The sequence below is a fragment of the Streptomyces sediminimaris genome (genome assembly GCF_047049295.1).
Classification (GTDB): Bacteria; Actinomycetota; Actinomycetes; order Streptomycetales; family Streptomycetaceae; genus Streptomyces; species Streptomyces sediminimaris.
In genome coordinates this window covers 7,187,279-7,209,435 of the sequence record NZ_JBJWOT010000001.1, presented here as the reverse complement: position 1 = coordinate 7,209,435, position 22,157 = coordinate 7,187,279, and the positions used below count along the sequence as shown (strand labels likewise).

The 22,157-nt window shown below is 74.4% G+C and carries 16 protein-coding genes; 9 read left to right on the top strand and 7 right to left on the bottom strand.

All coding sequences use genetic code 11. The features are described from left to right. Positions 1-307: 307 nt before the first annotated feature. Positions 308-2,209 (bottom strand): ABC transporter ATP-binding protein, encoded by a 1,902-nt coding sequence (locus tag ACJ9NR_RS33040; protein WP_412491847.1) that lies wholly within the window; start codon positions 2,207-2,209, stop codon positions 308-310. A gap of 174 nt (positions 2,210-2,383) precedes the next feature. Between ACJ9NR_RS33040 and ACJ9NR_RS33035 the strand changes: the two genes are divergently transcribed. The 7 genes from ACJ9NR_RS33035 (at position 2,384) to ACJ9NR_RS33005 (ending at position 10,694) form a co-directional block, all read left to right on the top strand. After that, on the top strand, positions 2,384-3,361 hold the full coding sequence (locus tag ACJ9NR_RS33035; RefSeq protein ID WP_412491014.1) for a flippase-like domain-containing protein: 978 nt from the start codon (positions 2,384-2,386) through the stop codon (positions 3,359-3,361). Positions 3,362-3,691: 330 nt separating this feature from the next. Then, on the top strand, positions 3,692-4,456 hold the full coding sequence (locus tag ACJ9NR_RS33030; protein WP_412491015.1) for a crotonase/enoyl-CoA hydratase family protein: 765 nt from the start codon (positions 3,692-3,694) through the stop codon (positions 4,454-4,456). A 166-nt stretch (positions 4,457-4,622) separates the two neighbouring features. Next, positions 4,623-5,720, top strand: a complete 1,098-nt coding sequence (locus tag ACJ9NR_RS33025) for a mechanosensitive ion channel family protein (protein WP_412491016.1) — start codon at positions 4,623-4,625, stop codon at positions 5,718-5,720. A gap of 228 nt (positions 5,721-5,948) precedes the next feature. After that, the gene (locus ACJ9NR_RS33020; protein WP_412491017.1) at positions 5,949-8,168 is read left to right on the top strand and encodes an NADP-dependent isocitrate dehydrogenase; all 2,220 of its coding nucleotides are present in this window, start codon (positions 5,949-5,951) and stop codon (positions 8,166-8,168) included. Positions 8,169-8,390: 222 nt separating this feature from the next. Continuing rightward, positions 8,391-8,561: a hypothetical protein gene (locus tag ACJ9NR_RS33015; RefSeq protein ID WP_412491018.1), complete on the top strand. Its 171-nt coding sequence runs from the start codon at positions 8,391-8,393 to the stop codon at positions 8,559-8,561. A gap of 53 nt (positions 8,562-8,614) precedes the next feature. Beyond that, on the top strand, positions 8,615-9,412 hold the full coding sequence (locus ACJ9NR_RS33010) for an N-formylglutamate amidohydrolase (RefSeq protein ID WP_412491019.1): 798 nt from the start codon (positions 8,615-8,617) through the stop codon (positions 9,410-9,412). 58 nt (positions 9,413-9,470) lie between these two features. Beyond that, positions 9,471-10,694 (top strand): cytochrome P450, encoded by a 1,224-nt coding sequence (locus ACJ9NR_RS33005; RefSeq protein ID WP_412491020.1) that lies wholly within the window; start codon positions 9,471-9,473, stop codon positions 10,692-10,694. An 18-nt stretch (positions 10,695-10,712) separates the two neighbouring features. Here ACJ9NR_RS33005 and ACJ9NR_RS33000 read toward each other — a convergent pair whose 3' ends face one another. From ACJ9NR_RS33000 to ACJ9NR_RS32990, 3 genes are read right to left on the bottom strand one after another with little or no spacing between them, the layout of a single operon-like run. After that, positions 10,713-11,198, bottom strand: coding sequence for a hypothetical protein (locus ACJ9NR_RS33000; RefSeq protein WP_412491021.1), 486 nt, complete (start codon positions 11,196-11,198; stop codon positions 10,713-10,715). Between the two features lie 5 nt (positions 11,199-11,203). Further along, complete coding sequence (locus ACJ9NR_RS32995) at positions 11,204-11,779, bottom strand: RNA polymerase sigma factor (protein ID WP_412491022.1); 576 nt, start codon at positions 11,777-11,779, stop codon at positions 11,204-11,206. Between the two features lie 59 nt (positions 11,780-11,838). Continuing rightward, positions 11,839-13,275, bottom strand: a complete 1,437-nt coding sequence (locus ACJ9NR_RS32990) for a S8/S53 family peptidase (RefSeq protein ID WP_412491023.1) — start codon at positions 13,273-13,275, stop codon at positions 11,839-11,841. 147 nt (positions 13,276-13,422) lie between these two features. Here ACJ9NR_RS32990 and ACJ9NR_RS32985 point away from each other — a divergent pair, with 147 nt between their 5' ends. Then, positions 13,423-15,987, top strand: coding sequence for a CHAT domain-containing protein (locus ACJ9NR_RS32985; protein WP_412491848.1), 2,565 nt, complete (start codon positions 13,423-13,425; stop codon positions 15,985-15,987). Positions 15,988-16,080: 93 nt separating this feature from the next. On the opposite strand, the gene ACJ9NR_RS32980 is transcribed toward ACJ9NR_RS32985, so the two are convergent. Continuing rightward, positions 16,081-18,015 (bottom strand): LuxR family transcriptional regulator AbsR2, encoded by a 1,935-nt coding sequence (locus tag ACJ9NR_RS32980; protein ID WP_412491024.1) that lies wholly within the window; start codon positions 18,013-18,015, stop codon positions 16,081-16,083. Positions 18,016-18,085: 70 nt separating this feature from the next. Here ACJ9NR_RS32980 and absR1 point away from each other — a divergent pair, with 70 nt between their 5' ends. Further along, a complete protein-coding gene (gene absR1, locus ACJ9NR_RS32975; RefSeq protein ID WP_412491025.1) occupies positions 18,086-19,171 on the top strand; it encodes a beta-glucuronidase AbsR1 in 1,086 nt (361 codons plus the stop codon). Between the two features lie 135 nt (positions 19,172-19,306). Here the strand turns inward: absR1 and ACJ9NR_RS32970 are convergent, their stop codons facing one another. Together ACJ9NR_RS32970 and ACJ9NR_RS32965 are read right to left on the bottom strand one after the other, a co-directional pair. Continuing rightward, positions 19,307-20,746: an NAD-dependent succinate-semialdehyde dehydrogenase gene (locus tag ACJ9NR_RS32970; RefSeq protein WP_412491026.1), complete on the bottom strand. Its 1,440-nt coding sequence runs from the start codon at positions 20,744-20,746 to the stop codon at positions 19,307-19,309. Positions 20,747-20,841: 95 nt separating this feature from the next. Continuing rightward, complete coding sequence (locus ACJ9NR_RS32965; protein WP_412491027.1) at positions 20,842-22,110, bottom strand: aspartate aminotransferase family protein; 1,269 nt, start codon at positions 22,108-22,110, stop codon at positions 20,842-20,844. Positions 22,111-22,157 lie beyond the last annotated feature (47 nt).

Here is a 22,157-nt window from a genome sequence, read left to right as displayed (position 1 = left end):
TCGACCCGTCGCCGCCGGGGGTTCATCGCGGACGACGGCGCGCCGGATCGTCCGGCGGTGCCGGATCGTCGGCGGCGCCGCGGGGCCGCGTCCACGCGCGCCCGGTCACCGGTGCGCGATGGCGCCGAGCGCAGACCGCAGACCGCAGAACCTCCTCAGCCACCGCGAGCCGCTCGTGCCTGTGCGGCCGCTCCCGGCGGCAGCCGCACACCCGGCGGCTGCCGGGCACCCGACGACAGCCGGGCACCCGCCTGCGGCCGCGCGCCCGGTGCCCGGCAGCGCCGACCGCCGTGGTCGGCGGCGGTCGCTACGCCACCGACTCCCCGGCGGCGGCGACCTCCGCGACGTCGGGCGACTGCTGCTCGAACTGGGTCTGGTACAGCTCCGCGTACCGTCCGCCCGCCGCGAGCAGCTCCTCGTGGGTGCCCCGCTCGACGATCAGCCCGGCCTCGATCACCAGGATCACGTCCGCCGCCCGCACGGTGGACAGCCGGTGGGCGATGACGACCGCGGTGCGGCCGGCCAGGGCCTCGGTCAGGGCCTCCTGCACGGCCGCCTCCGAGGTGTTGTCGAGGTGGGCGGTCGCCTCGTCGAGGATGACGACGCGCTGGCGGGCCAGCAGCAGGCGGGCGATGGTCATGCGCTGGCGTTCGCCGCCGGAGAGGCGGTAGCCGCGCTCGCCGACCACCGTCTCCAGGCCGTCGGGCAGGGAGCGTACGAGATCGTCGAGGCGGGAGCGGCGCAGCGCGTCCCACAGTTCGGCGTCGGTGGCCTCGGGTGCGGCGAGGAGGAGGTTGGCGCGGACCGTGTCGTGGAAGAGGTGGCCGTCCTGGGTCACCATGCCGAGGGTGGCCCGCAGGGAGGCGGCCGTGAGGTCGCGGACGTCGGTGCCGCCGATGCGTACGGCGCCCTCGTCCACGTCGTACAGGCGCGGCAGCAGTTGCGCGATGGTCGACTTGCCCGCGCCGGAGGAGCCCACGAGGGCGACGGTCTGGCCGGGTTCGGCGCGGAAGGAGATGCCGTGCAGGACCTCGGCGCCGCCGCGGGTGTCGAGGGAGGCGACCTCCTCCAGGGAGGCCAGGGAGACCTTGTCGGCGGACGGGTAGCCGAAGCGGACGTCGTCGAACTCGACGGAGACCGGCCCCTCGGGTACGGCGCGCGCGTCCGGCTTCTCCTCGATCAGCGGCTGGAGGTCGAGCACCTCGAAGACGCGCTCGAAGCTGACCAGGGCGCTCATCACCTCGACGCGGGCGCCGGCGAGCGCGGTGAGCGGCGCGTACATGCGGGTCAGCAGCAGCGCCAGGGAGACCACCGCGCCCGGCTCCAGGCTGCCGCGCAGCGCGAACCAGCCGCCGAGGCCGTAGACCAGGGCGAGGGCGAGGGAGGAGACCAGGGTCAGGGCGGTGATGAAGACCGACTGGGCGGTGGCGGTCCGTACCCCGATCTCGGCGACCCGGCGGGCCCGCGCGGCGAACTCCACGGACTCCTCCTCCGGGCGTCCGAAGAGCTTGACCAGGGTGGCTCCGGGGGCGGAGAACCGTTCGGTCATGCGGGTGCCCATCGCCGCGTTCAGCGTGGCCGCCTCCCGCTGCATCCGGGCCATCCGGCTGCCCATGCGCCGGGCGGGCACCACGAACACCGGCAGCAGCACCAGCGCCAGCAGGGTGATCTGCCAGGACAGGGTGAGCATCACCACGAGCGTGAGCACCAGGGTGACCAGGTTGCTGACCACTCCGGAGAGGGTGTTGCTGAAGGCTCGCTGGGCGCCGATGACGTCGTTGTTGAGCCGGGAGACCAGCGCGCCCGTACGTGTACGTGTGAAGAACGCGACCGGCATCCGCTGCACATGATCGAACACAGCCGTCCGCAGATCGAGGATGAGCCCCTCGCCGAGCGTCGCCGAGAGCCTGCGGCCGAGGATGCCCAGGGCCGCCTCGGCCACCGCGATCAGGGCGATGAGCAGGGCCAGGCGTACGACCTTGCCCTCCTCATCACCCGACACGATCGCGTTCACGACGCGGCCGGCCAGTACGGGGGTCGCGACGGCGAGCAGGGCCGTCATCACCCCGAGCACCACGAACTGCGCGATGCGCGCGCGGTGCGGGCGGGCGAAGGCGGCGATACGGCGGAGCGTGGCACGCGCCACGGGGCGCCGTTCCTGCTGGGCCGTCATGACACTGTGCAGCTGTGTCCACGCTGTGGTCTCCATGCTCATGGGAGAGAACCTAGAACCTCGAGCGTCGTTGAGGTCAACTCCCCCGCTGCCCCGTCCCGCCGCGGGAAGGACCCCATGGCCCCGCCTCCCCACCCGCTGCCCGTCCGTAAGACGCCGTCCGCGGTCCCGCAACCCGCAGTTGGCGCGGTGCGGAGAACCTCTTCGGGTGTGACCGCGGTTGAACTCCCCCAAGGCCCGCCCCCGGGACGGCTCCCCCGTCGCGTCCCGGTCCGCCGGATCCTGTGCCTGGTTCCTCTTCTGCTGGTCGCCGTCGTCGCCGTACGGCACCGGTCGGTCCTCGTGGAGGGCCTCGGTCAGCTGCGGGCCGCGCAGTGGCCCTGGCTGCTGGCGGCGGTCGGCGCGACCTGTCTGACCTGGGTGGCCGCCGCCTTCACCCGGCAGGGCGCCGTCGTCGACCGGCTGCCGAGGCGGCGGCTGCTCGCCACGCAGTTCGCGGCGGGCTCGGCCAACCACCTGCTGCCGACCGGCCTCGGCGCGGGGGCGGTCAACCTGCGCTTCATGACCGTGTGCGGCATCCCCCTCGCCCGCTCCTCGGCCGCCCTGGCCCTGTATCTGCTGGCGGAGTCGGTCACCCGGGTGGCGCTGCTGGTCACGCTGCTGCTCGCCTTCCCGGGCGCCCTGCGCCCCGGCGGCCTGCTGCCCGCGGGCACGACGGGCCCGCTGCTGCTCGCGGCCACCGCGGTCGTGCTCGCGGCAGCCGTCCTCCTGGTCCTCCTGCGACGGCTGCGGACGGCCGCGCTGTCCTTCCTGCGCACGGCGCTGGGCGAACTGCGCTCGGTGCACTCCCGCCCCTCCCGGGCGCTCGCGCTGTGGGGCGGTTCACTCGCCTTCCCCACGCTGCAGGCGGCCGGGCTGGTGCTGGTCGGGCTGTCGCTGGGGCTGCCGGTGCCGCCCGTGCACATGGCCGTGGCATATCTGGCGGCGACGGTCGCCGTCGCGGTGGTACCGACGCCGGGCGGGATCGGCTCGGTGGAGGCGGCGCTCGTCGTGGCGCTGGTGGCGGCGGGCGCCCCGGCCGCCGTAGCCACGGCCGTCGTTCTCGCCTACCGGGTCATCACGGTGTGGCTGCCGCTGCTGCCGGGGGCACTGACGCTCGGCGCGCTGGTGCGGCTGAAGGTCATCTGAAACGGGCGGGGGCCACCGGCCACGGGCCGACCGTGCCGGAAGCAGCCACCCGGAATTCAGGGACACTGCCTTGTGCGGGGCGCCCCGGACTCGCACACGAGCCCGGGGCCGCGAGTCCACAGAGCCACACGACCGTACGGCCACAGAGTCGCAAGGCCACGGAGCCGCACGGCCACACGGCCACAGAGTCGCACGGCCACACGGCCGCACGACCACAGAGCCACACAACCGCAAGGCCGCAAGGCCGCAAGGCCGCAAGGCCGCAAGGCCGCAAGGCCGCAAGGCAAGATCACGGAGTCACACGACCGCAAGGATGAAAGGGGACCCGAGATGCCGGTCCGTACCGAGCGCCAGGGGCACGTCACCACCGTCGTCCTCTCCCGCCCCGCGGCCCGCAACGCGGTGGACGGCCCGACGGCCGCCGAACTCGCCTCCGCCTTCCGGGAGTTCGAAGCGGACGAGGAGGCGCGGGTGGCGGTGCTGTGGGGTGAGGGCGGCACGTTCTGCGCGGGCGCCGACCTGAAGGCGATCGGCACCGAGCGCGGCAACCGCGTCGCGGAGGACGGCGACGGCCCGATGGGACCCACCCGGTTGCGGCTGTCCAAGCCGGTGATCGCCGCGGTCGCGGGGCACGCGGTGGCCGGCGGACTGGAGCTGGCCCTCTGGTGCGACCTGCGGGTGGCCGAGGAGGACGCGGTCTTCGGCGTCTTCTGCCGCCGCTGGGGCGTGCCGCTCATCGACGGCGGCACGGTCCGCCTGCCCCGCCTGATCGGGCAGAGCCGCGCGATGGACATGATCCTCACCGGCCGCCCGGTCGCGGCCCCGGAGGCCTACGGGATGGGCCTCGCCAACCGCGTGGTCCCCACCGGTACGGCCCGCGCGGAGGCGGAGGCCCTGGCCGCCGGGATCGCCCGTTTCCCGCAGGCCTGCCTGCGGGCCGACCGGGCGTCGGTGCTGGAGCAGGACGGGCGGGACGAGGCGGCGGCGATGCGCGGCGAGCTCCGTCACGGTACGGGCGTGCTGGCCCAGAGCCTCCAGGGGGCGGCGCGGTTCGCCTCCGGGGCGGGACGGCACGGGTCGTTCGAAGAGGTGTGACGTGCCGGCCGGCCGAGCGGCGACGGCAGGTACGGCACCCCTCGCCGGGTACGGCAGGATGGACGGCCGTACATCCGACATGGCGAGCAGGTGGAAACGTGACGACACTTCACATCCGGCACTCCGCGGCCCCGCCGGCCGCAGATCGGCTTTCCGGAGGTGACCGGTGAACCGCGCACTCACCGTGGACGACCTGGTCATCGCCGGTATCGCGGTGGCCGCGGGCCTGCTGGCCGCCTTCCTGCTGCGCGTCCTGACGCGCTGGCTGGGCAAGCACGCCGAACGCACCCGCTGGAGCGGTGACGACGTCATCGTGGACGCGCTGCGCACGGTGGTGCCCTGGGCGGCGGTGGTCGGGGGCGTGGCCGCGGCCGGCGGGGTGCTGCCGCTGACGAGGACGGTCCAGCACCATGTGAACCAGGTCCTGACCGTGATCCTCATCTTCGTGGTGACGCTGACCGCGGCCCGGGTCATCGGCGGCCTGGTACGCGCCGTCACCCAGTCCCGGTCCGGTGTGGCCGGATCGGCCACGATCTTCGTCAACATCACCCGGGTCCTGGTCCTGGCGATCGGCTTCCTGGTGGTGCTGCAGACACTGGGCATCTCCATAGCGCCCCTGCTCACCGCCCTGGGAGTCGGCGGTCTTGCGGTCGCCCTCGCGCTGCAGGACACGCTCGCCAACCTCTTCGCGGGTGTCCACATCCTGGCCTCCAAGACCGTGCAGCCGGGCGACTACATCCGGCTGAGCAGCGGCGAGGAGGGATACGTGGTCGACATCAACTGGCGCCAGACGACGGTCCGCCAGCTGTCCAAGAACCTGGTCGTCATCCCCAACGGCCAGCTGGCGAAGACGAACATGACCAACTTCACCCGGCCCGACGAGGACCTGACCATCCTGCTCCAGGTCGGCGTCTCCTACGACAGCGACCTCGAGCACGTGGAACGGGTGACCACGGCGGTCATCGCCGAGGTGATGACCGAGATCACCGGCGCCGTCCCGGACCACGAACCGGCGATCCGCTTCCACACCTTCGGTGAGTCCAGCATCGACTTCACGGTCATCCTGGGCGTCGGCGAGTTCAGTGACCAGTTCCGCATCAAGCACGAGTTCATCAAGCGCCTGCACAGGCGCTACCGCGACGAGGGCATCGGCATCCCGTACCCCACGCGGACCGTGACGCTGCAGCAGGAGGCGGTCGCCATCCCGCAGCAGCGCGGCGCGGAGCGCGAGCCGGGCGAAGCGCCCTCCGCCCGGCTCGGCTGAGCCGCTGCCGCGTGGCCGGGTCGCCGTGGTACCGCCCGGCCCCGCGGCGGTGCGGTGAGGCGGGCGCCGGGTGCACCGGCGTGACCGTCCGGCGCGGCCGGCCGGGCGCCCGGCCCCCTCGGATCGGGTGCCGGAGTGTGGGACGTGTGGCCGACCCCTTTCGAGCCCGGCTCGCTCACGAGATATCTTGATGTCGAGCAATGTTGCAGACGTGGAGCGGAGCACCCGGTGACTGACTCGACCATCTTCTATACGCACACTGACGAGGCCCCGGCCCTGGCGACGTATTCCTTCCTGCCGGTGGTCCAGGCGTACGCCTCGCAGGCGGGTGTCGCCGTGGCCACGCGGGACATCTCGCTGGCCGGACGCATCATCTCGGTGTTCCCGGAGTACCTGACCGAGGACCAGCGCGTCCCGGACGCGCTGCACGAGCTGGGCGAGCTGGCCAAGACGCCCGAGGCCAACATCATCAAGCTGCCGAACATCTCGGCGTCGATCCCGCAGCTCAAGGCCGCGATCGCCGAGCTGCAGGGCCAGGGCTACGCGCTGCCGAACTACCCGGACGAGCCGAAGACCGACGAGGAGCGGGAGATCCAGGCCCGCTACGACAAGGTCAAGGGCTCCGCGGTCAACCCGGTGCTGCGGGAGGGCAACTCCGACCGCCGCGCCCCCGCCTCGGTCAAGAACTACGCCAGGACCCACCCGCACCGCATGGGCGCCTGGTCCCCGGACTCCAGGACCGAGGTCGCCACCATGGGCGAGAACGACTTCCGCTCCACCGAGAAGTCCGTGGTCATCTCCGAGGCCGGTTCCCTGAGGATCGAGCTGGTCGGCGAGGACGGCACCACCACCGTGCTGCGCGAGTCCGTCCCCGTCCTCGAGGGCGAGGTCGTCGACGCCTCCGTGATGCGCGCCGCCGCGCTCAACGAGTTCCTCGCCGCGCAGGTCGCCCGTGCCAAGCAGAACGGCGTGCTGTTCTCCGTGCACCTCAAGGCGACGATGATGAAGGTCTCCGACCCGATCATCTTCGGCCATGTGGTGCGCGCCTTCTTCCCGAAGACCTTCGCCAAGTACGGCGAGACGCTCGCCGCGGCCGGACTGAGCCCGAACGACGGTCTGGGCGGCATCTACAAGGGCCTGGAGTCCCTGCCGGAGGGTGCCGAGATCAAGGCCTCCTTCGACGCGGAGATCGCCGACGGCCCCGAGCTGGCCATGGTCGACTCCGACCGCGGCATCACCAACCTGCACGTGCCGTCCGACGTGATCGTCGACGCCTCCATGCCGGCCATGATCCGCACCTCCGGCCACATGTGGGGCCCGGACGGCCAGGAGGCCGACACCCTCGCGGTCCTGCCCGACTCCTCCTACGCGGGCGTCTACCAGGCCGTCATCGAGGACTGCAGGGCCAACGGCGCCTACGACCCCTCGACCATGGGTTCCGTCCCGAACGTCGGCCTGATGGCGCAGAAGGCCGAGGAGTACGGCTCCCACGACAAGACCTTCGAGATCAAGGCCGCCGGCACGGTCCGCCTGGTCGACGCCGGCGGCAACGCCGTCATCGAGCAGCCGGTCGCCCCGGGCGACATCTTCCGCGCCTGCCAGACCAAGGACGCCCCGATCAAGGACTGGGTGAAGCTGGCCGTCACCCGCGCCCGCGCCACCGGCGACCCGGCCGTGTTCTGGCTGGACGAGACCCGCGCGCACGACGCCAACCTGATCGCCAAGGTCAACGCCTACCTGCCGGAGCACGACACCGAGGGCCTGGACATCCGCATCCTCCCTCCGGTCGACGCCACCAGGCTGTCGGTCGAGCGCATCCGCCGCGGCGAGGACACCATCTCGGTGACCGGCAACGTGCTGCGCGACTACCTCACCGACCTCTTCCCGATCCTGGAGCTGGGCACCAGCGCCAAGATGCTCTCGGTGGTCCCGCTGATGGCGGGCGGCGGCCTGTTCGAGACGGGCGCCGGCGGCTCCGCGCCGAAGCACGTCCAGCAGCTGGTCAAGGAGAACTACCTGCGCTGGGACTCCCTCGGTGAGTTCTTCGCCCTCGTCCCCGCCTTCGAGCAGTACGCCACGGCCACCGGCAACGCCCGCGCCAGGGTCCTGGCCGACACCCTCGACCGGGCCACGGCGACCTTCCTCAACGAGGACAAGTCCCCGACCCGCCGCGTCGGCGGCATCGACAACCGCGGCAGCCACTTCTACCTGTCCCTGTACTGGGCGCAGGAGCTGGCCGGGCAGACCGACGACGCGGACCTGGCCAAGGCCTTCGCCCCGCTCGCCGAGACGCTCGCCGCGAACGAGCAGAAGATCGTCGACGAGCTGATCGCCGTCCAGGGCAAGCAGGCCGACATCGGCGGCTACTACCAGCCCGACCCGGCGAAGGCCGCCGCGGTCATGCGCCCCTCGGCCACGTGGAACGAGGCGCTGGCCTCCCTGAGCTGACGTCCGCGGCCCGGCGTCCGCGCTCCGGCTCTCCGGCTCCGCCCCGGCAGGCACCACGCCCGCCGGGGCGGAGCCGTGTCCGCGGGCGCGCGGCGTCCAGGAGCTGGGCGCGGACGGCGATACGGCGGGCGTCGGTGCGCGAGAGCCGGTGGACGGTCATGGATCGAGACTAGGCGAGGGGTCCGACAACGCGGCCCGGCACCGGGGCGGATACTCGGGTGCATGGAGTCCGCCCTCTTCACGACCCTGCACGGGCCGCCCGCGACCCCGCCCGCCATGGCCTTCGGATCAGCTGCTGCTGCGTGCCGGGAGGACGGCGCGCCTGCGCGTCGCACCGCCGTGGACCCGGCGGGCGGGGTCGCGGCCGGGCAGGTGCCGCCGCGCGGCCCGTAGGTGGCAGGGACCGTTCCACGCCCCCGGCCGCATCACCACCGCAGGAGCAGCCCGTGCCCCGCCCCACCCCGTCGTTCGAGTACCTGCCCGGCGCCGCCGGCTCCCCCGTGATCCTCCATGTGCCGCACTCGGCGCGGGACGTACCGGACGGCGTACGCGCGGGCATCGTGCTGGACGACGCGGCACTGGAGCGGGAGCTCGACCACATCACCGACGCGCACACGGCCGAGATCGCCGCGGCGGCGGGCGGGCTGTCGGCGCTCGCGCCCTGGCGGTTCGTCAACCGGCTCTCCCGGCTGGTCGTCGATCCGGAGCGGTTCCCCGACGAGCGGGAGGAGATGCTGTCGGTCGGGATGGGCGCGGTCTACACCGCCACCACGCACCGGGAGGCCCTGCGGCCCGCGGACACCGACCCCGAGCCGCTGATCGCACGGTACTTCCTGCCGTACGCCCGCGCCATGACCGAGGCGGTCGCCGGCCGGCTCGCCGCCACGGGCCGGGCCGTGATCATCGACGTGCACTCCTATCCGAGCGCCCCGCTCCCCTACGAACTGCACGGCACGGGCCCCCGCCCGCCGGTCTGCCTCGGCACCGACCCCTTCCACACGCCGCCGGAGCTGGCGGCCGCGGCCCGGGACGCGTTCGCGGCGTACGGGGGGACGGGCCTCGACAGCCCGTTCAGCGGGGCCTACGTACCGCTGGAGTTCCACGGCGCGGACCCGCGCGTCACCGCCCTGATGGTGGAGATCCGCCGGGACACGTACATGACCGAGCCGGGCGGCCCCGCCACCCCCGCGCTGAGCCGGCCGGCGTCGGCCCTGGCCGCGCTCGTCGACGCCGTGACGGGCTGACCTCCGGCTGGAGCACTCCGGCGCGACACGCACCCGGGCGGGGCCCAGGGTGGACAGCATGATCGAGGAGACCAGCACGTTGACGGAGCAGACCCCGCCGCCCCCCGTGCGGGAGTGGCCCGCGCTCGACCTGGCCGGGACGGAGTTCGATCCGGTGCTCGCGGCGCTGATGCGCGAGGGACCGCTGACGCGGATCCGGCTGCCGCACGGTGAGGGCTGGGCGTGGCTGGCGACCCGGTACGAGGACGTGAAGCTGATCACGAACGACCCGCGGTTCAGCCGTACGGAGGTCACCCGCCGTCAGGTGACCCGGCTGGCCCCCAGCTTCGCGCCCCGGCCGGGCTCGCTCGCCTGGGCCGACCAGCCGGACCACAACCGGCTGCGCAAGGCGATCGCTGGCGCCTTCACGGTGGGCGCGGCCAAGCGGCTGCGGCCCCGCGCGCAGCGGATCCTGGACGGGCTGGTGGACGGCGTCGTGGCCGGCGGGCCGCCCGCCGACCTCGTCGCGCGGGTGCTGGAGCCCTTCCCGGTCGCCGTGGTCAGCGAGGTGATGGGCGTGCCCGCCGGGGACCGGGAGCGGGTGCACGCCTGGACGCGGCAGATCATCTCCACCTCCGGCGGGGCCGAGGCCGCCGACCGTGCCAAGCAGGGCATGTACGGGTGGATCGCCGAGACCGTCCGCGCGCGGGCGGGCAGCACGGGCGAGGACGTGTACTCGCTGCTGGGCGCCGCCGTCGGCCGCGGCGAGATCAGCGAGGAGGAGGCCGTGGGCCTCGCCGGACCGCTGCAGATCGGCGGCGAGGCGGTCACCCACAACTGCGGCCAGATGCTGTTCCTGATGCTCTCCCGGCCGTGGCTGCTGGAGCGGGCGAGGCGGCCGGAGGAACGCGGGCGCGTGCTCGACGAACTGCTGCGCTTCGTCCCGCACCGCTCCTCGGTGGGGCTGGCCCGCATCGCCCTTCAGGACGTGCGACTGCACGGCCACCGCATCGCCGCGGGCGAGCCCGTGTACGTCTCCTACCTGGCCGCCAACCGCGACCCGGACGTCTTCCCCGACCCGGACCGGATCGACCCCGACCGCGCCGCCGGCGCGCATCTGGCGTACGGCAACGGCCCGCACTACTGCACCGGGGCCGTTCTCGCGCGCCTGCAGACCGAACTGCTCGTCGACACGCTGCTCGGGCGGCTGCCGGGCATGCGGCTCGCGGTGCCCGCCGGCGACGTCGTCTGGCGCCGCGGGACGATGATCCGGGGGCCGCAGACCCTGCCCGTCACCTGGTGAGGGCAGGGTCCGGGGCGCTCAGACCGTCAGCCAGTCCGTGACGAGCACGCCCTGCCCGGTCCGCAGCCGGAGCGCGAACGGGCCGGCGGGGGGCTCGCCGTAGGTGAAGCGCCCCATGGCGTCGGTCTGCAGGGGCGAGCCGGCGACGGGGCCGCCGAGCACCTCGACCCCGGCCGTCTGGGGCGGCAGCACCTGCCCCATCAGACCGTGCGCGGACAGCTCCACGTCGACGGTCACCCCACCCGCGTGGAACGTCAGCATCCGCGGCACGTCCGTCGCGCCCCGCACCGGGATCGCGTCGACCACCGAGTCGAAGGTCAGCTCGGCGATCTTCGCATCGAGATCGTGCAACGCGAAGGCGTCGACGGCGATCTGGCGCAGTTCGGCCGGCACCGGGTCCAGGATGGCCGTGGCCCGGCGCAGTTCCTCCTCCAGCAGGTCGAGGCCCACGTCCTCGCCCTCGAAGGCGTCCTCGCCGCCGATGTCACTCATGTCGTCGTCCATGTCCCTCACGCCGCTCCCCGTGCCTCGAGTCGTGCCCGCAGGCGCCGCAGACAGCGCTGGCGGAGCGGTCCGATGCTGCCCACGGCGATCCCCAGCGCCGCGGACACCTCCTGGTAGCTGGGCGGCGGTGTGGCCATCAGGACCCGCAGCAGCTGCCTGCAGCGTTCGCCCAGTTCCTCGAACTCCTGCCACAGGTGGCGGATCCGCTCGCTCTGCGCGGCCGCCTCCTCCAGGTCGAGGAACGACTGCTCGGGCGTACGGTCCTCACTGACCCGGTCGAGCAGTTGCGGATCGTCCGTCGGGGTCAGCCGCCGCAAGCTCTTGAGCACCTTCAGGCACTCGTGCCGCGCGGTACTGGCCAGCCATGACCCGGCCTTCTCCGGTTCCCGGATCCGGCCCAGGTGCTGGGCGAAGCGGAACCACGCCGTCTGGTACACCTCGTGCGCGTCGGCCTCGGAGAGCCGGTGCGAGCGCACGACGGACCACACCAGTGGGCTCAGCCCTTCCACGAGCGCCTTCCAGGCCGCCGCGTCACCGTCGACGGCGGACTGGACCAGCGCGCCGACATCTGCTCGGTCCACGGCCCCACCCCTCGAGTACGGCATGACATCGTACGCCGTGGAAGGGGGCGTTCCGCACCTCATGTCCCGGGAGAGAGCTGTACGACCGGACCCGGGCGCCAGCCGGCCGGGCGCAGCGCCGGTACGTGCGCCCCGCGCACTTCCGCGAACCCGGTGTTCGCCGCGAGCAGTTGCCTGCACGCCGCGCGCGCGTCGCCCTCCTTGTTGGCCGTCATGTAGGCGGCGACCATCCCCGCGGCCACGGGGGTGGCGAAGGAGGTGCCGCTCCAGTGGGCGTAGCCCTCGAACATCACCTGGTCGGCCTTGCCGGCGGTGGGTGTGCCGGCCTCGCTCAGCGCCCCGGTGTGGCGCGGGTACTGGCAGGTGCAGGCGTAGGTGAAGCCGAAGCGGCAGGCGTCGTAGGTGGAGTGCTGGTAGGCGTACGGCACCGGCGCGTCGAAGCCGGTCAGCGCGCTGGTCAGGCGCTCGCCGGGGGCGTAGGCGCGCACCCAGGCACCGTGGTTGGAGAAGCAGGCGCCGAACTCGCCGTCGCTGCGCAGCGCGCCGACCGAGAGCACGGCGTCAGCGAAGTCGGGCAGGGAGGCGTAGGCGGCGGGCCAGAACGGGGTGGCGCTGGCGTTGTTGCCGGCCGCCGCGACCATCAGCGTGCGCTGCCCGCGCAGTTCCCGCATGAAGCCCTCGACACCGAGCAGGCCGTCGACGCGGCCGTTGGAGGTGCCGGCGGACAGGCTGATGATGTCCGGCCAGCCGTGCTCGTCGACCGCGGCGAACAGCCGCTCGCCGAACTCGGACTCCAGGATCGCGCCGGCGTCGTTGAGGGTGTTGCGCACGGTGATGTCCGTGTTGGGCGCGACGGCCGCGACCAGGCCGGCGATGAAGGTGCCGTGGCCGACGTACTGCAGCAGGCTGCCCCGGCCGTCGGTCTCGGTGCCGTGCAGGTCGCCCTGGACGTGGGCGAGGAGGGGGACCATGCCGTAGTCGTGGGTGAGGCCGTTGTCGATGACGAGGACGCCGACGGCGGTGTCCTGGTCGTGCCGGCCCTCGGCCGCGACCGGGTTGGTGGCCTGGGTGAGCGGGGCGGGCACCGGCTCGTCGCCGGGGCAGGAGTTGACCGCGATCGACACCACGTGGTTGCGGCTGACCAGCCGGCGCCGCTGCCGTCCCTCGTGCTCGCGCATGGCCCGCAGGGCGTGTGCGACCGACCGGTCGCCGTGCCGGTCGCCGTGGCCCGGGTCGCCGACCTGGATGCGGGTGATGCCCGAGCGGTTGGTCTCGGGGCTGACCCGCTGCACGTGGTCGGCGGTCAGGCCGGTCGCCTCGGTGAAGTGGGTGCGCACGGTGTCCTCGACGAGCCGCGCCTCCTCCCCGTCGCGGGCGAGGACCACGCCCTTCTCGTAGATGAACTCGGCCGCGTCGTCGGGCCCCAGGGCCAGGGAGACATCGGGCATCGAGCGCTGGATCTGGTCGAACTGCTCTCGGAATCGCTGAGGCGCCATGGCGGTCCTCCCGGTGAGGCGGCTGTCGTCAGTCAGAGTCTGGGGGCGTTTGGTTGATACAGCACCGAACCGGTGTGGCCGCTACCAGGGGCCACTACTATCCGTGGGGTGACAGGGGCAAGCGACACGGTGCTCGAACTGCTGCCGATGGTGTTCGCCGACCCGGGCCAGGCCCGGGCCCGGGCGCAGGGCGTGCTCGACGCCGACCCGTCGCCCTGGCACGCCTCCGTCGCCCACCAGGTGATCGGCATCTGGCAGCGCGACTGGGGCGACATGAGGATCGCCCTGCGCCATCTGCGCCGGGCCCGCGACCTCGCGGCCCGCGCCGAGGCACCGGAGCGGGAGGCGGACGTCCTGGCCGCGCTGGGCGTGGCGCTGGTGCACGCGGGCCGCACCCGGCAGGGCCTGGAGGCACTGGAGCGGGGCGTCACGGTCAGCAGCGGCCACACCCGCGCGCGGGTGCTGTTCCGGCGGGCCTACGCCTCCTGGGTGCTGGGCCGGCACCGCGAGGCACTGGAGGACGTACGCCGGGCGATCCCCGTGCTGCGGCAGGTGGACGACGTCATCTGGACGGCGCGGGCGCTGACGCTGCGGGCCACCGTGCATCTGGCGCTCGGCGCGGTGGACCGGGCGGACGCCGACTTCACCGCGGCCGAGGCGCTGTGGGACACCACCGGCCAGGACCACGACAAGGCGGACGTGGTGGAGAGCCGGGGCCTGGCCGCCTTCCGTCAGGGCGACATCCCGGCGGCGCTGCGGCTGATGGACGAGGCCGAGGAGCGCTACGCCAAGCTCGGCACGCCGTCCTTCATGCTCTCCATCCGCCGCTGCGACGTCCTGATGGCGGCCGGGCTCGCCCCGGAGGCGCTCACCGTCGCGGACGCGGCGATCGGCGCGCTGGACGGCATCGGCGGGCAGTCCACGCGCAAGGCGGAGCTGCTGCTGGTGGCCGCCCGCGCGGCCCGGCTCGCGGGCGATCCGCACACCGCGATCGCGCGCGCGGCGCTGGCGGTGCGGCTGTTCGCGGGGCAGCGCCGCACCTGGTGGGAGACCCACGCCCGCCTGGTGCTGCTGCAGGCGCGGGTGGCCTCCGGGCGCCGCTCGGGGCGCCTGGTCGCGGACGCGGCGGCGGTGGCCGAGCGGCTGGCGTCCTTCGGCGCGCCGGCCGCCCCGGAGGCCTCGCTGCTGGCGGGCCGGATCGCGCTCGGCCTGGGCTGGACGGCGGACGCGGAGCGGCATCTGGCCGTCGCCGCGCGCAGCCGGCACGGCGGGCCGCCGCTGGCGCGGATGACGGGCTGGGCCGCGCAGGCGCTGCGGGCCCGGGCGGCCGGCTCGGGGCGGGGTGTGCTGGAGGCGTGCCGGCGCGGGCTGGACGTGCTGGACGACCACCGGATGACGCTGGGCGCCTCGGAGCTCAGGGCCCGCGCCACCGAGCAGGGCGCGGAACTGGCCGCGCTGGCCCAGCGGGCCAGCCTCGACTCCGGCGGTCCGCGCCGGCTGCTGACCTGGAGCGAACGCTGGCGGGCCACCGTCCTGACCGCACCGCCGGCCCGGCCGCCCGCGGACCCGGCCCTGCTGGGCGACCTGACCGCGTTCCGGGAGATCGCCGCGCGCGCGGAGGAGGGGCGCAGGGAAGGCCGTCCGGTCCCGGCCCTGGAGCGCGAACAGCGGCGTCTGGAGCGGGAGATCCGTGCGCGGACCCTGCACCTGCGCGGCGACGCGCCGGGGGACGGGGACCGCTTCGACGCCGGCCGGCTGCTGCGACGGCTGGGCGGGGTACGGCTGGTGGAGCTCGCCGTGCTCGACGGGCGCGTGCAGGTGCTGCTGTGCGGGCAGGGGCGGGTGCGGCGGTTCGAGGCGGGGCGGCTCGCCGACGCCGAGATCGAGGCCGAGCACGTGCAGGCCGGGCTGCGCCGGCTCGCCCATCCCGGCGCGGAGGGACGGCTCCCGCTCGTCGAGGCCATGGGCCGCCGCCTGGAGGAGCTGCTGCTCGGCCCGGCCGCCGCGCACCTGGGTTCCGGTCCGGTCGTCGTCGTCCCGCCGGGCCGGCTGCACAGCGTGCCGTGGGCGCTGCTGCCCAGCCTGCGGGAACGGGTGCTGAGCGTGTCGCCGTCGGCGAGCAGCTGGCTGCGCGCCCACGAGACCGAGCCGCCGCCCGGCGGCCGCCAGGTCCTGGTGCGCGGGCCGGGCCTGGCCACGGGCGGCGCGGAGGTGTCCGAACTCGCCGCCCGCTACGGCACACCGCTGCTGCTGGAGGAGGACGACGCGCGCGCGACCCGCGTCCTGGCCGGACTCGACGGAGCGGCGCTGGCCCACATCGCCGCGCACGGCACGTTCCGGGCCGACAGCCCGCTGTTCTCCTCGCTGCGGATGGCCGACGGACCGCTCATCGTGCACGACTTCGAGCGCCTCGACCGCAGCCCGTACCGGATCATCCTGTCCTGCTGCGACACCGCCCGGCTCGCCTCGGTCGGCGCGGACGAGCTCCTCGGCCTGGTCACCGCCCTGCTGCCGCTGGGCACGGCGGGCGTCGTGGCCAGCAGCGCGCCCGTCAACGACGCCGCCGTGGTGCCGCTGATGCTCGCCCTGCACAAGGGACTCGACGCGGGCCTGTCGCTGGCGGAGGCGCTGCGGGACGCGCGCGCCGCCCTGCCGGGGGACGCGCTGCACCAGGCGACGGGCTGGGCGTTCACGGCGTTCGGCGCGGCCTGAACCGGCCGGGACCCGCAGGGGCGCCGGGACACGGGACGGCGGCCTGACCCCTCCCCCGAATACTGGGGGTCAGACCGCCGGTTCATGGGCGGCTCAGGCCGGCTGCGCCCCCGGCAGCTCGACGAGCCACGGCAGCGCACCCCGGTCGCTCGCGCCGAGCCGGGCGTAGGCGCTGTAGAGGTGGTTGCCGACGGTACGGACGGACAGCGTGAGCCGCTGCGCGATCTGCCGGTTGCTCAGGCCGGCGGCCGCGAGGGTGACGACCTGGCGCTGGCGGGCGGTCAGTTCGCCCAGGACCAGGCCGGCCAGGGCCGGGGTGCGGGCGCCCTGGCAGCGGCGGGCCAGCGCGACGGCACGCGTGCGTGCGGTGCGTGCGGCGCGCGGGTCGCGGTGCGCGCGGGCGGCCTGGGCGTGCGCCTCGGCGGCGAACAGCAGGAACCCGCGCTCCTGGAGCGCCCCGGCCGCCCGGTCCAGGGCCGGACCGTCCGCGCGGGCCAGCGCGTCGGCGTGCCGGGCGAACACGCCGTCGGCCGGCAGCCGCCCGGCGGCCTTCTCCGGGGCTCCGAGGCGCACCAGGTCGTAGAGCGCGAACGCGGTGTCCGTGCAGTCGCCGCCCGCGCCGTACGTCCGCACCATGCGGTCCGTGATGTCGCCGATCGCCGCCAGGGCCGCGTCGGTGTCCCCGCGGGCCGCGGCCAGCCAGGCGGACGGCTCCGGCAGGTCCGGGCGGTCCGCCACCGTCTCCCGTGCCGTGGCCACGTCCCCCGACTGCGCGGCGGCCAGGGCGAGTTCGGCGCGGCAGGGCGCGTCGTGCGCCGCCTCCCGCAGCCCCTCCCTCGCCCAGGCCGCCGCCGTGCGCAGCTCCCCCCGAAGCCGCGCGAACCGGGCGCGCACGGCCGCGTACCCCGCGGGTACCGTCGCGCCCTCCTGGGCCAGCCACTCCCCCGCGGGCATGGCCGCCGGCCGTACGTCACCCTGCTCGATCCGCCCGGTCAGCGCCGCCGCCTCGGCGGCGAGGGCCGCCTCGCACCCCTCCGGCGTACGGGACAGGCGGGCCGCCCTGAGCCGGCCGGCCGACGCGCGCAGCACGGGGCCGTGCAGCGGGTGCGCGAGGCGCACGGTGCCGTGCTCGTCGACCCGGACCAGGCCGTCGGCCTCGAGGTTCTCCAGGACCGGCAGGTCGAGGTCGTCCAGGTGCAGCGGCAGGGGCTCGGCGAAGGCGAGCCGTTCGAGCGTGCCGCGCTCCTTCGGGCCGTGGCCCTGCAGGACGCGCGCGGCGCGCTCGCGGACCGCCGCCGTGACCGGCACCGGGCCGCGCCAGGCCCGGGCGCCCGGGTCCGGCGGGCCGGGGGCGGCTCCGGCCGCCGGCTCGCGCGGCGTGAGCAGGCCGCGCTCGCGGACCGCGTCCAGCAGGTCGCGCAGCAGCCGCAGATCGCCCCGGCACAGGTGCTGGAGGCGGTCGAGGGTGAGCGGTTCCAGCCCGCCGCGGACGCCTGCCGCAAGCAGCTGCTCGGTGTCCTCCCGGGGCAGCGGCTCCAGGGCGAGGCGCGGCAGCAGCTCGCCGGTCCACAGCCGGGAGATCGCGCCGGGGCACGGGCCGCCGTCCGCGGCGACGGCGATCAGCCGGGTGCGGCCGTGCACGGCGAGCTGGTGCACGAGGGCGGCGGAGGCGTCGTCGAGCAGGTGGGCGTCGTCGACCACCAGCAGCCGTACGCCGGACAGGAGCTGGACCGCCCGGTGCAGGGAGACCGCCTCGGGCAGCAGGTGGGCGAACGCGGCGAAGGGGAGGTGCCGGGTCTCGGGCGTGCCGGTCGCGCGGGCGTGGTCGGCGCCGCGCACGGCCTCGGTGACCAGCCGGGTCTTGCCGCAGCCGGCCGGACCGGTCACCACGATGCCGTGACGGCCCGCGGTCAGGGACCGGCGGACCAGCTCCAGCTCGTCCTCACGTCCGGTGAACGGCCAGGGCGCCTGCAGGGTCTTCGCGTCGCGTTCGAAGCTCGTCACGGGAGTATGAGCGCGCGTACTCATTCCTGATACAGGCCGACTTGAGTAGACCCCGACTCAGGCGCCCGTGCCGCCCGCACGGCAGTCTGTGCGCATGACCGGACGCTACTGCTCCCTCGCGCAGCAGTCGGCCCCCTCCTTCACCCCGGGGCTGACCGCCGAGCGGCTCGGTGCGCTCGCCGCCGGACGCGCGATGTGGGTCAACGGCACGGTCCTGCACTACTACTTCTTCGACGGCGACGCCGACGGTTCGGTCATCTCCGTACCGGGGACGGGGCACTCCCGCCGGGTGTCGTGGGTCGGCGCCGAGGAGCAGCGGGACGTGGTGCGCGAGTGCTTCCGGGAGTGGCAGGACCTCGGCACGGGGGTGTCCTTCGTCGAGGTCGGCGACCGCTCCGAGGCGGAGCTGCGCGTCGGCTTCCAGTCCGGCGACGGCTCCTGGTCGGCCGTGGGCAGGGACTGCCTGCGGCTCGGGCAGCAGGAGCGCACCATGAACTTCGGCTGGGACCTGACCGCGCCCGGGGAGCGCGGGACGGCCCTGCACGAGATCGGGCACGCGCTCGGCATGCTGCACGAGCACCAGAGCCCGTTCGCCGGCATCCACTGGGACGACGAGGCCGTCTACGCCGATCTGGCGGGCCCGCCGAACCACTGGAGCCGGGACCGGACGTACGTCAACATCCTGCGCAAGCTCGACCCCGCCGAGGCCAACGGCCCGGTGTGGGACCCGCAGTCGATCATGCAGTTCCCGTTCCCGGGCGAGTTCATCCTGGAGCCGGAGCAGTTCCGTGCGGGCCTGAACCCGCCCGGCACGCTCTCGCCCGCCGACAAGGAGTTCGTGCTGCGCTGGTACCCGCCGGCCGATCCCGCGCGGCTGACCGCGCTGGAGCCCTTCCGCTCCGCGCCGCTGCGCCTGGCGCCCGGCGAGCAGGCCGACTTCGTGATCGACCCGCCGGAGACCCGCGAGTACACCGTGGGCACCTTCGGCGCCCACGACTGTGTCCTGGTCCTCTTCGAGGAACGGGACGGCGAGCCCCGCTACGTCGCCGGCCGCGACGACGGCGGAGAGCCGCACAACGCCACCATGAAGGCCCGCCTGGTCAAGGGCCGCCGCTATCACGTCCGCGTTCGTCTGTACTCCGCGTGGGGTCCGGGGGAGACAGCGGTCATGTGCTGGTGACAGCACGGACCGCCCCCCACGCGGTCGGCCGGCCCACAGTCCGGCGCCGGGGGAGCGGTTGGAGGACGTCGCCTTCGGGGGAGGGGGACGTCCTCCAACCCATGCCCGCGCCGGCCGCCGGTGGCGCCCCGGTGCTCAGCGCGCCGGCACCGCCAGGTACTGGTACTCCAGGAACTCCTCGATGCCGACCCGGCCGCCCTCGCGCCCGAGCCCGGACTGCTTGACGCCCCCGAACGGGGCGGCCGGGTTGGAGACCAGGCCCGTGTTGAGGCCGACCATGCCGACCTCCAGCCGTTCGCTGACCCGCAGGGCCCGGTCCAGGCCCCCGGTGAAGAGGTAGCCGACCAGGCCCCAGGGCGTGTCGTTGGCGCGGCTGACGACCTCGTCCTCCTCGTCGAAGGTGAGGATCGCCGCCACGGGTCCGAAGATCTCCGTGTCCATCAGGCGGCTGCCGGGATCGACGTCCGTGAGCACCGTGGGCGGATAGAAGCAGCCCGGTCCCTCCGGCGTGCGGCCGCCGACGAGCACGCGGGCGCCCCGCTCCACCGCGTCGGCCACCAGCTCCTCCACCTTGGCGCGGCCGGCGGTGTCGATGAGCGGGCCGACGTCGACGCCCTCGCGGGTGCCGGGACCCACCACGAGCGCGCCCATCCGCGCGGCGAGCCGGCGCGCGAACTTGGCCGCCACCCGGCGGTGCACGAAGAAGCGGTTCGCCGCCGTGCAGGCCTCCCCCATGTTGCGCATCTTGGCGACCATCGCGCCGTCCACGGCCGCGTCGAGGTCGGCGTCGTCGAAGACGATGAACGGGGCGTTGCCGCCGAGCTCCATCGAGGTCCGTACGACGGTCTCGGCGCACTGCGCGAGCAGCAGCCGGCCGACGGCGGTGGAGCCGGTGAAGGAGAGCTTGCGGATCCGCCCGCCGCGCAGGAGCGGCGCGCACACCTCACCCGCCCGGGAGGTGGTGACGACGTTGAGCACGCCGTCCGGCAGTCCGGCCTCCTTGAGGATCGCGGCGAGCGCCAGGCTGGAGAGAGGGGTCTGCGGGGCCGGTTTGTGCACCATGGTGCAGCCCGCCGCGATCGCCGGGCCGATCTTGCGGGTGCCCATGGCGAGGGGGAAGTTCCAGGGGGTGATGAGCAGGCAGGGGCCCACCGGGCGGCGGCTGAGCAGCATGCGGTTGCGGCCGTCGGGGAGGGTGCCGTAGCCGCCGTCGATGCGGACCGCCTCCTCCGAGAACCAGCGGAAGAACTCGGCGGCGTAGGCGACTTCGCCACGCGCCTCGGCCAGCGGCTTGCCCATCTCGGAGGTCATCAGACGGGCGAGCTCGCCGGTGCGGTCGAGGATGATCTCGTGCGCGCGGCGCAGGATCTCGCTGCGCGCGCGGGGCGCCGTACGGGCCCACTCCTGCTGGGCGTCGACGGCCGCGTCCTCCGCGAGCCGGGCGTCCTTGGGACCGGCGTCGGCGACGCGCGCGAGGACCTCGCCGGTCGCGGGGTCGTCGACGGGCATGGTGGCGCCGTCCGCGGCGTCCACCCAGGCTCCGTCGATGAACAACTGCGTGGGTGTGTTGGTCATGGGGTGCCTCCTGGTCGGTGGGACGGCGGTCCGGAGAAGCGGTGGTCCGGAGAAGCGGTGGTCCGGAGAGGCGGTTCGGGCAGGCGGGTGTCCGTTCACCGGCCGGCGGACCCGGCCGTGCCGGCCTCCACCGCCTTCGCCCACGCCCGGAGTCCCTCGTCGATCGCGGTCTCGTCGACGACCAGCGCGGGGATCATCCGTACGACCTGGTTCCAGGCCCCGCACAGCAGCAGGAGCAGGCCCTCCTCGACGGCGGCCCGCTGCACGCGGGAGGCGGTCTCCGGGTCGGGACCGCCGTCCTCGGTGACGAACTCGCTGGCCAGCATCAGGCCCAGGCCGCGCACGTCGCCGATGGCGGGCGTGCGGTCGGCGACCTCCCGCAGACCGGCGCGCAGCCGCGCGCCCATGGCGTCGGCGTTCTCCACGAGTTTCTCCTCGCGTACGACGTCGAGGGTGGCGCAGGCGGCCGCACAGGCGACGGCGTTGGCGCCGTAGGTGCCGCCCTGCGAGCCCGGCCAGGCCCTGCTCATCAGCTCCTCGGAGGCGGCGATGCCCGACAGGGGGAAGCCGCTGGCCAGGCCCTTGGCGGTGACGAGGATGTCGGGGGTGACGCCGAAGTGGTCGTGGCCCCAGAAGCGGCCGGTGCGGCCGACGCCGGTCTGGACCTCGTCGAGGACGAGCAGGAAGCCGTGGCGGTCGGCCCGCTCGCGCAGTCCCTCCAGGAAGGCGCGGTTCGCGGGCACGTAGCCGCCCTCGCCGAGCACGGGCTCGACGACGACGGCGGCGGTGTCGGCGGGCGAGGAGATGGTCTGCAGGGTGTAGTCGAGTTCCGTCAGCGCGAAGCGGGTGGCGGTCTCCTCGTCCCAGCCGTAGCGGAAGGCCGTCGGGAAGGGCGTGACGACCACGCCGCCCATCAGCGGGGAGAAGCCGGAGCGGAAGCGGGTGCCGGAGGTGGTCATCGAGGCGGCGGCGACGGTACGGCCGTGGAAGCCGCCGTGGCAGACGAGCACGTTCGGCCGGCCGGTGGCCTGCCGGGCCAGCCGCAGCGCGGCCTCGACGGCCTCGCTGCCGGAGTTGGTGAAGAACAGGCTGTCCAGGCCGGGCGGCAGTACCTCGCCGAGCTTGTCCACGAGTTGCCTGAGGGGCCGGTGCATGACGGTCGTGTACTGACCGTGGATGAGCGTGCCGACCTGCTCCCGGGCCGCCGCCACGACCTTGGGATGGCAGTGGCCGGTGCTGGTGACGCCGATGCCGGCGGTGAAGTCGAGGTAGCGGCGGCCCTCCTCGTCGTAGAGGTGGACGCCCTCGCCCCGGGCCGCCACGACGGGGGTGGCCTGGCGGAGGTGCGGCGACAGTGCGGTCATGGGGGGCCTCCTGGGCCGTACGGGGAACTCCGGTCTTCCGAGCGTCC

What these genes read in the sequence shown, in the direction of transcription:
- ACJ9NR_RS33040 (WP_412491847.1), bottom strand. Translation starts at nt 2,209, where the DNA reads ATGGAGACCACAGCGTGGACACAGCTGCACAGTGTCATGACGGCCCAG.
- ACJ9NR_RS33030 (WP_412491015.1), top strand. Translation starts at nt 3,692, where the DNA reads ATGCCGGTCCGTACCGAGCGCCAGGGGCACGTCACCACCGTCGTCCTC.
- ACJ9NR_RS33015 (WP_412491018.1), top strand. Translation starts at nt 8,391, where the DNA reads ATGGAGTCCGCCCTCTTCACGACCCTGCACGGGCCGCCCGCGACCCCG.
- ACJ9NR_RS33005 (WP_412491020.1), top strand. Translation starts at nt 9,471, where the DNA reads ATGATCGAGGAGACCAGCACGTTGACGGAGCAGACCCCGCCGCCCCCC.
- ACJ9NR_RS33000 (WP_412491021.1), bottom strand. Translation starts at nt 11,198, where the DNA reads ATGGACGACGACATGAGTGACATCGGCGGCGAGGACGCCTTCGAGGGC.
- ACJ9NR_RS32990 (WP_412491023.1), bottom strand. Translation starts at nt 13,275, where the DNA reads ATGGCGCCTCAGCGATTCCGAGAGCAGTTCGACCAGATCCAGCGCTCG.
- ACJ9NR_RS32985 (WP_412491848.1), top strand. Translation starts at nt 13,423, where the DNA reads ATGGTGTTCGCCGACCCGGGCCAGGCCCGGGCCCGGGCGCAGGGCGTG.
- ACJ9NR_RS32980 (WP_412491024.1), bottom strand. Translation starts at nt 18,015, where the DNA reads ATGAGTACGCGCGCTCATACTCCCGTGACGAGCTTCGAACGCGACGCG.
- absR1 (WP_412491025.1), top strand. Translation starts at nt 18,086, where the DNA reads ATGACCGGACGCTACTGCTCCCTCGCGCAGCAGTCGGCCCCCTCCTTC.
- ACJ9NR_RS32970 (WP_412491026.1), bottom strand. Translation starts at nt 20,746, where the DNA reads ATGACCAACACACCCACGCAGTTGTTCATCGACGGAGCCTGGGTGGAC.
- ACJ9NR_RS32965 (WP_412491027.1), bottom strand. Translation starts at nt 22,110, where the DNA reads ATGACCGCACTGTCGCCGCACCTCCGCCAGGCCACCCCCGTCGTGGCG.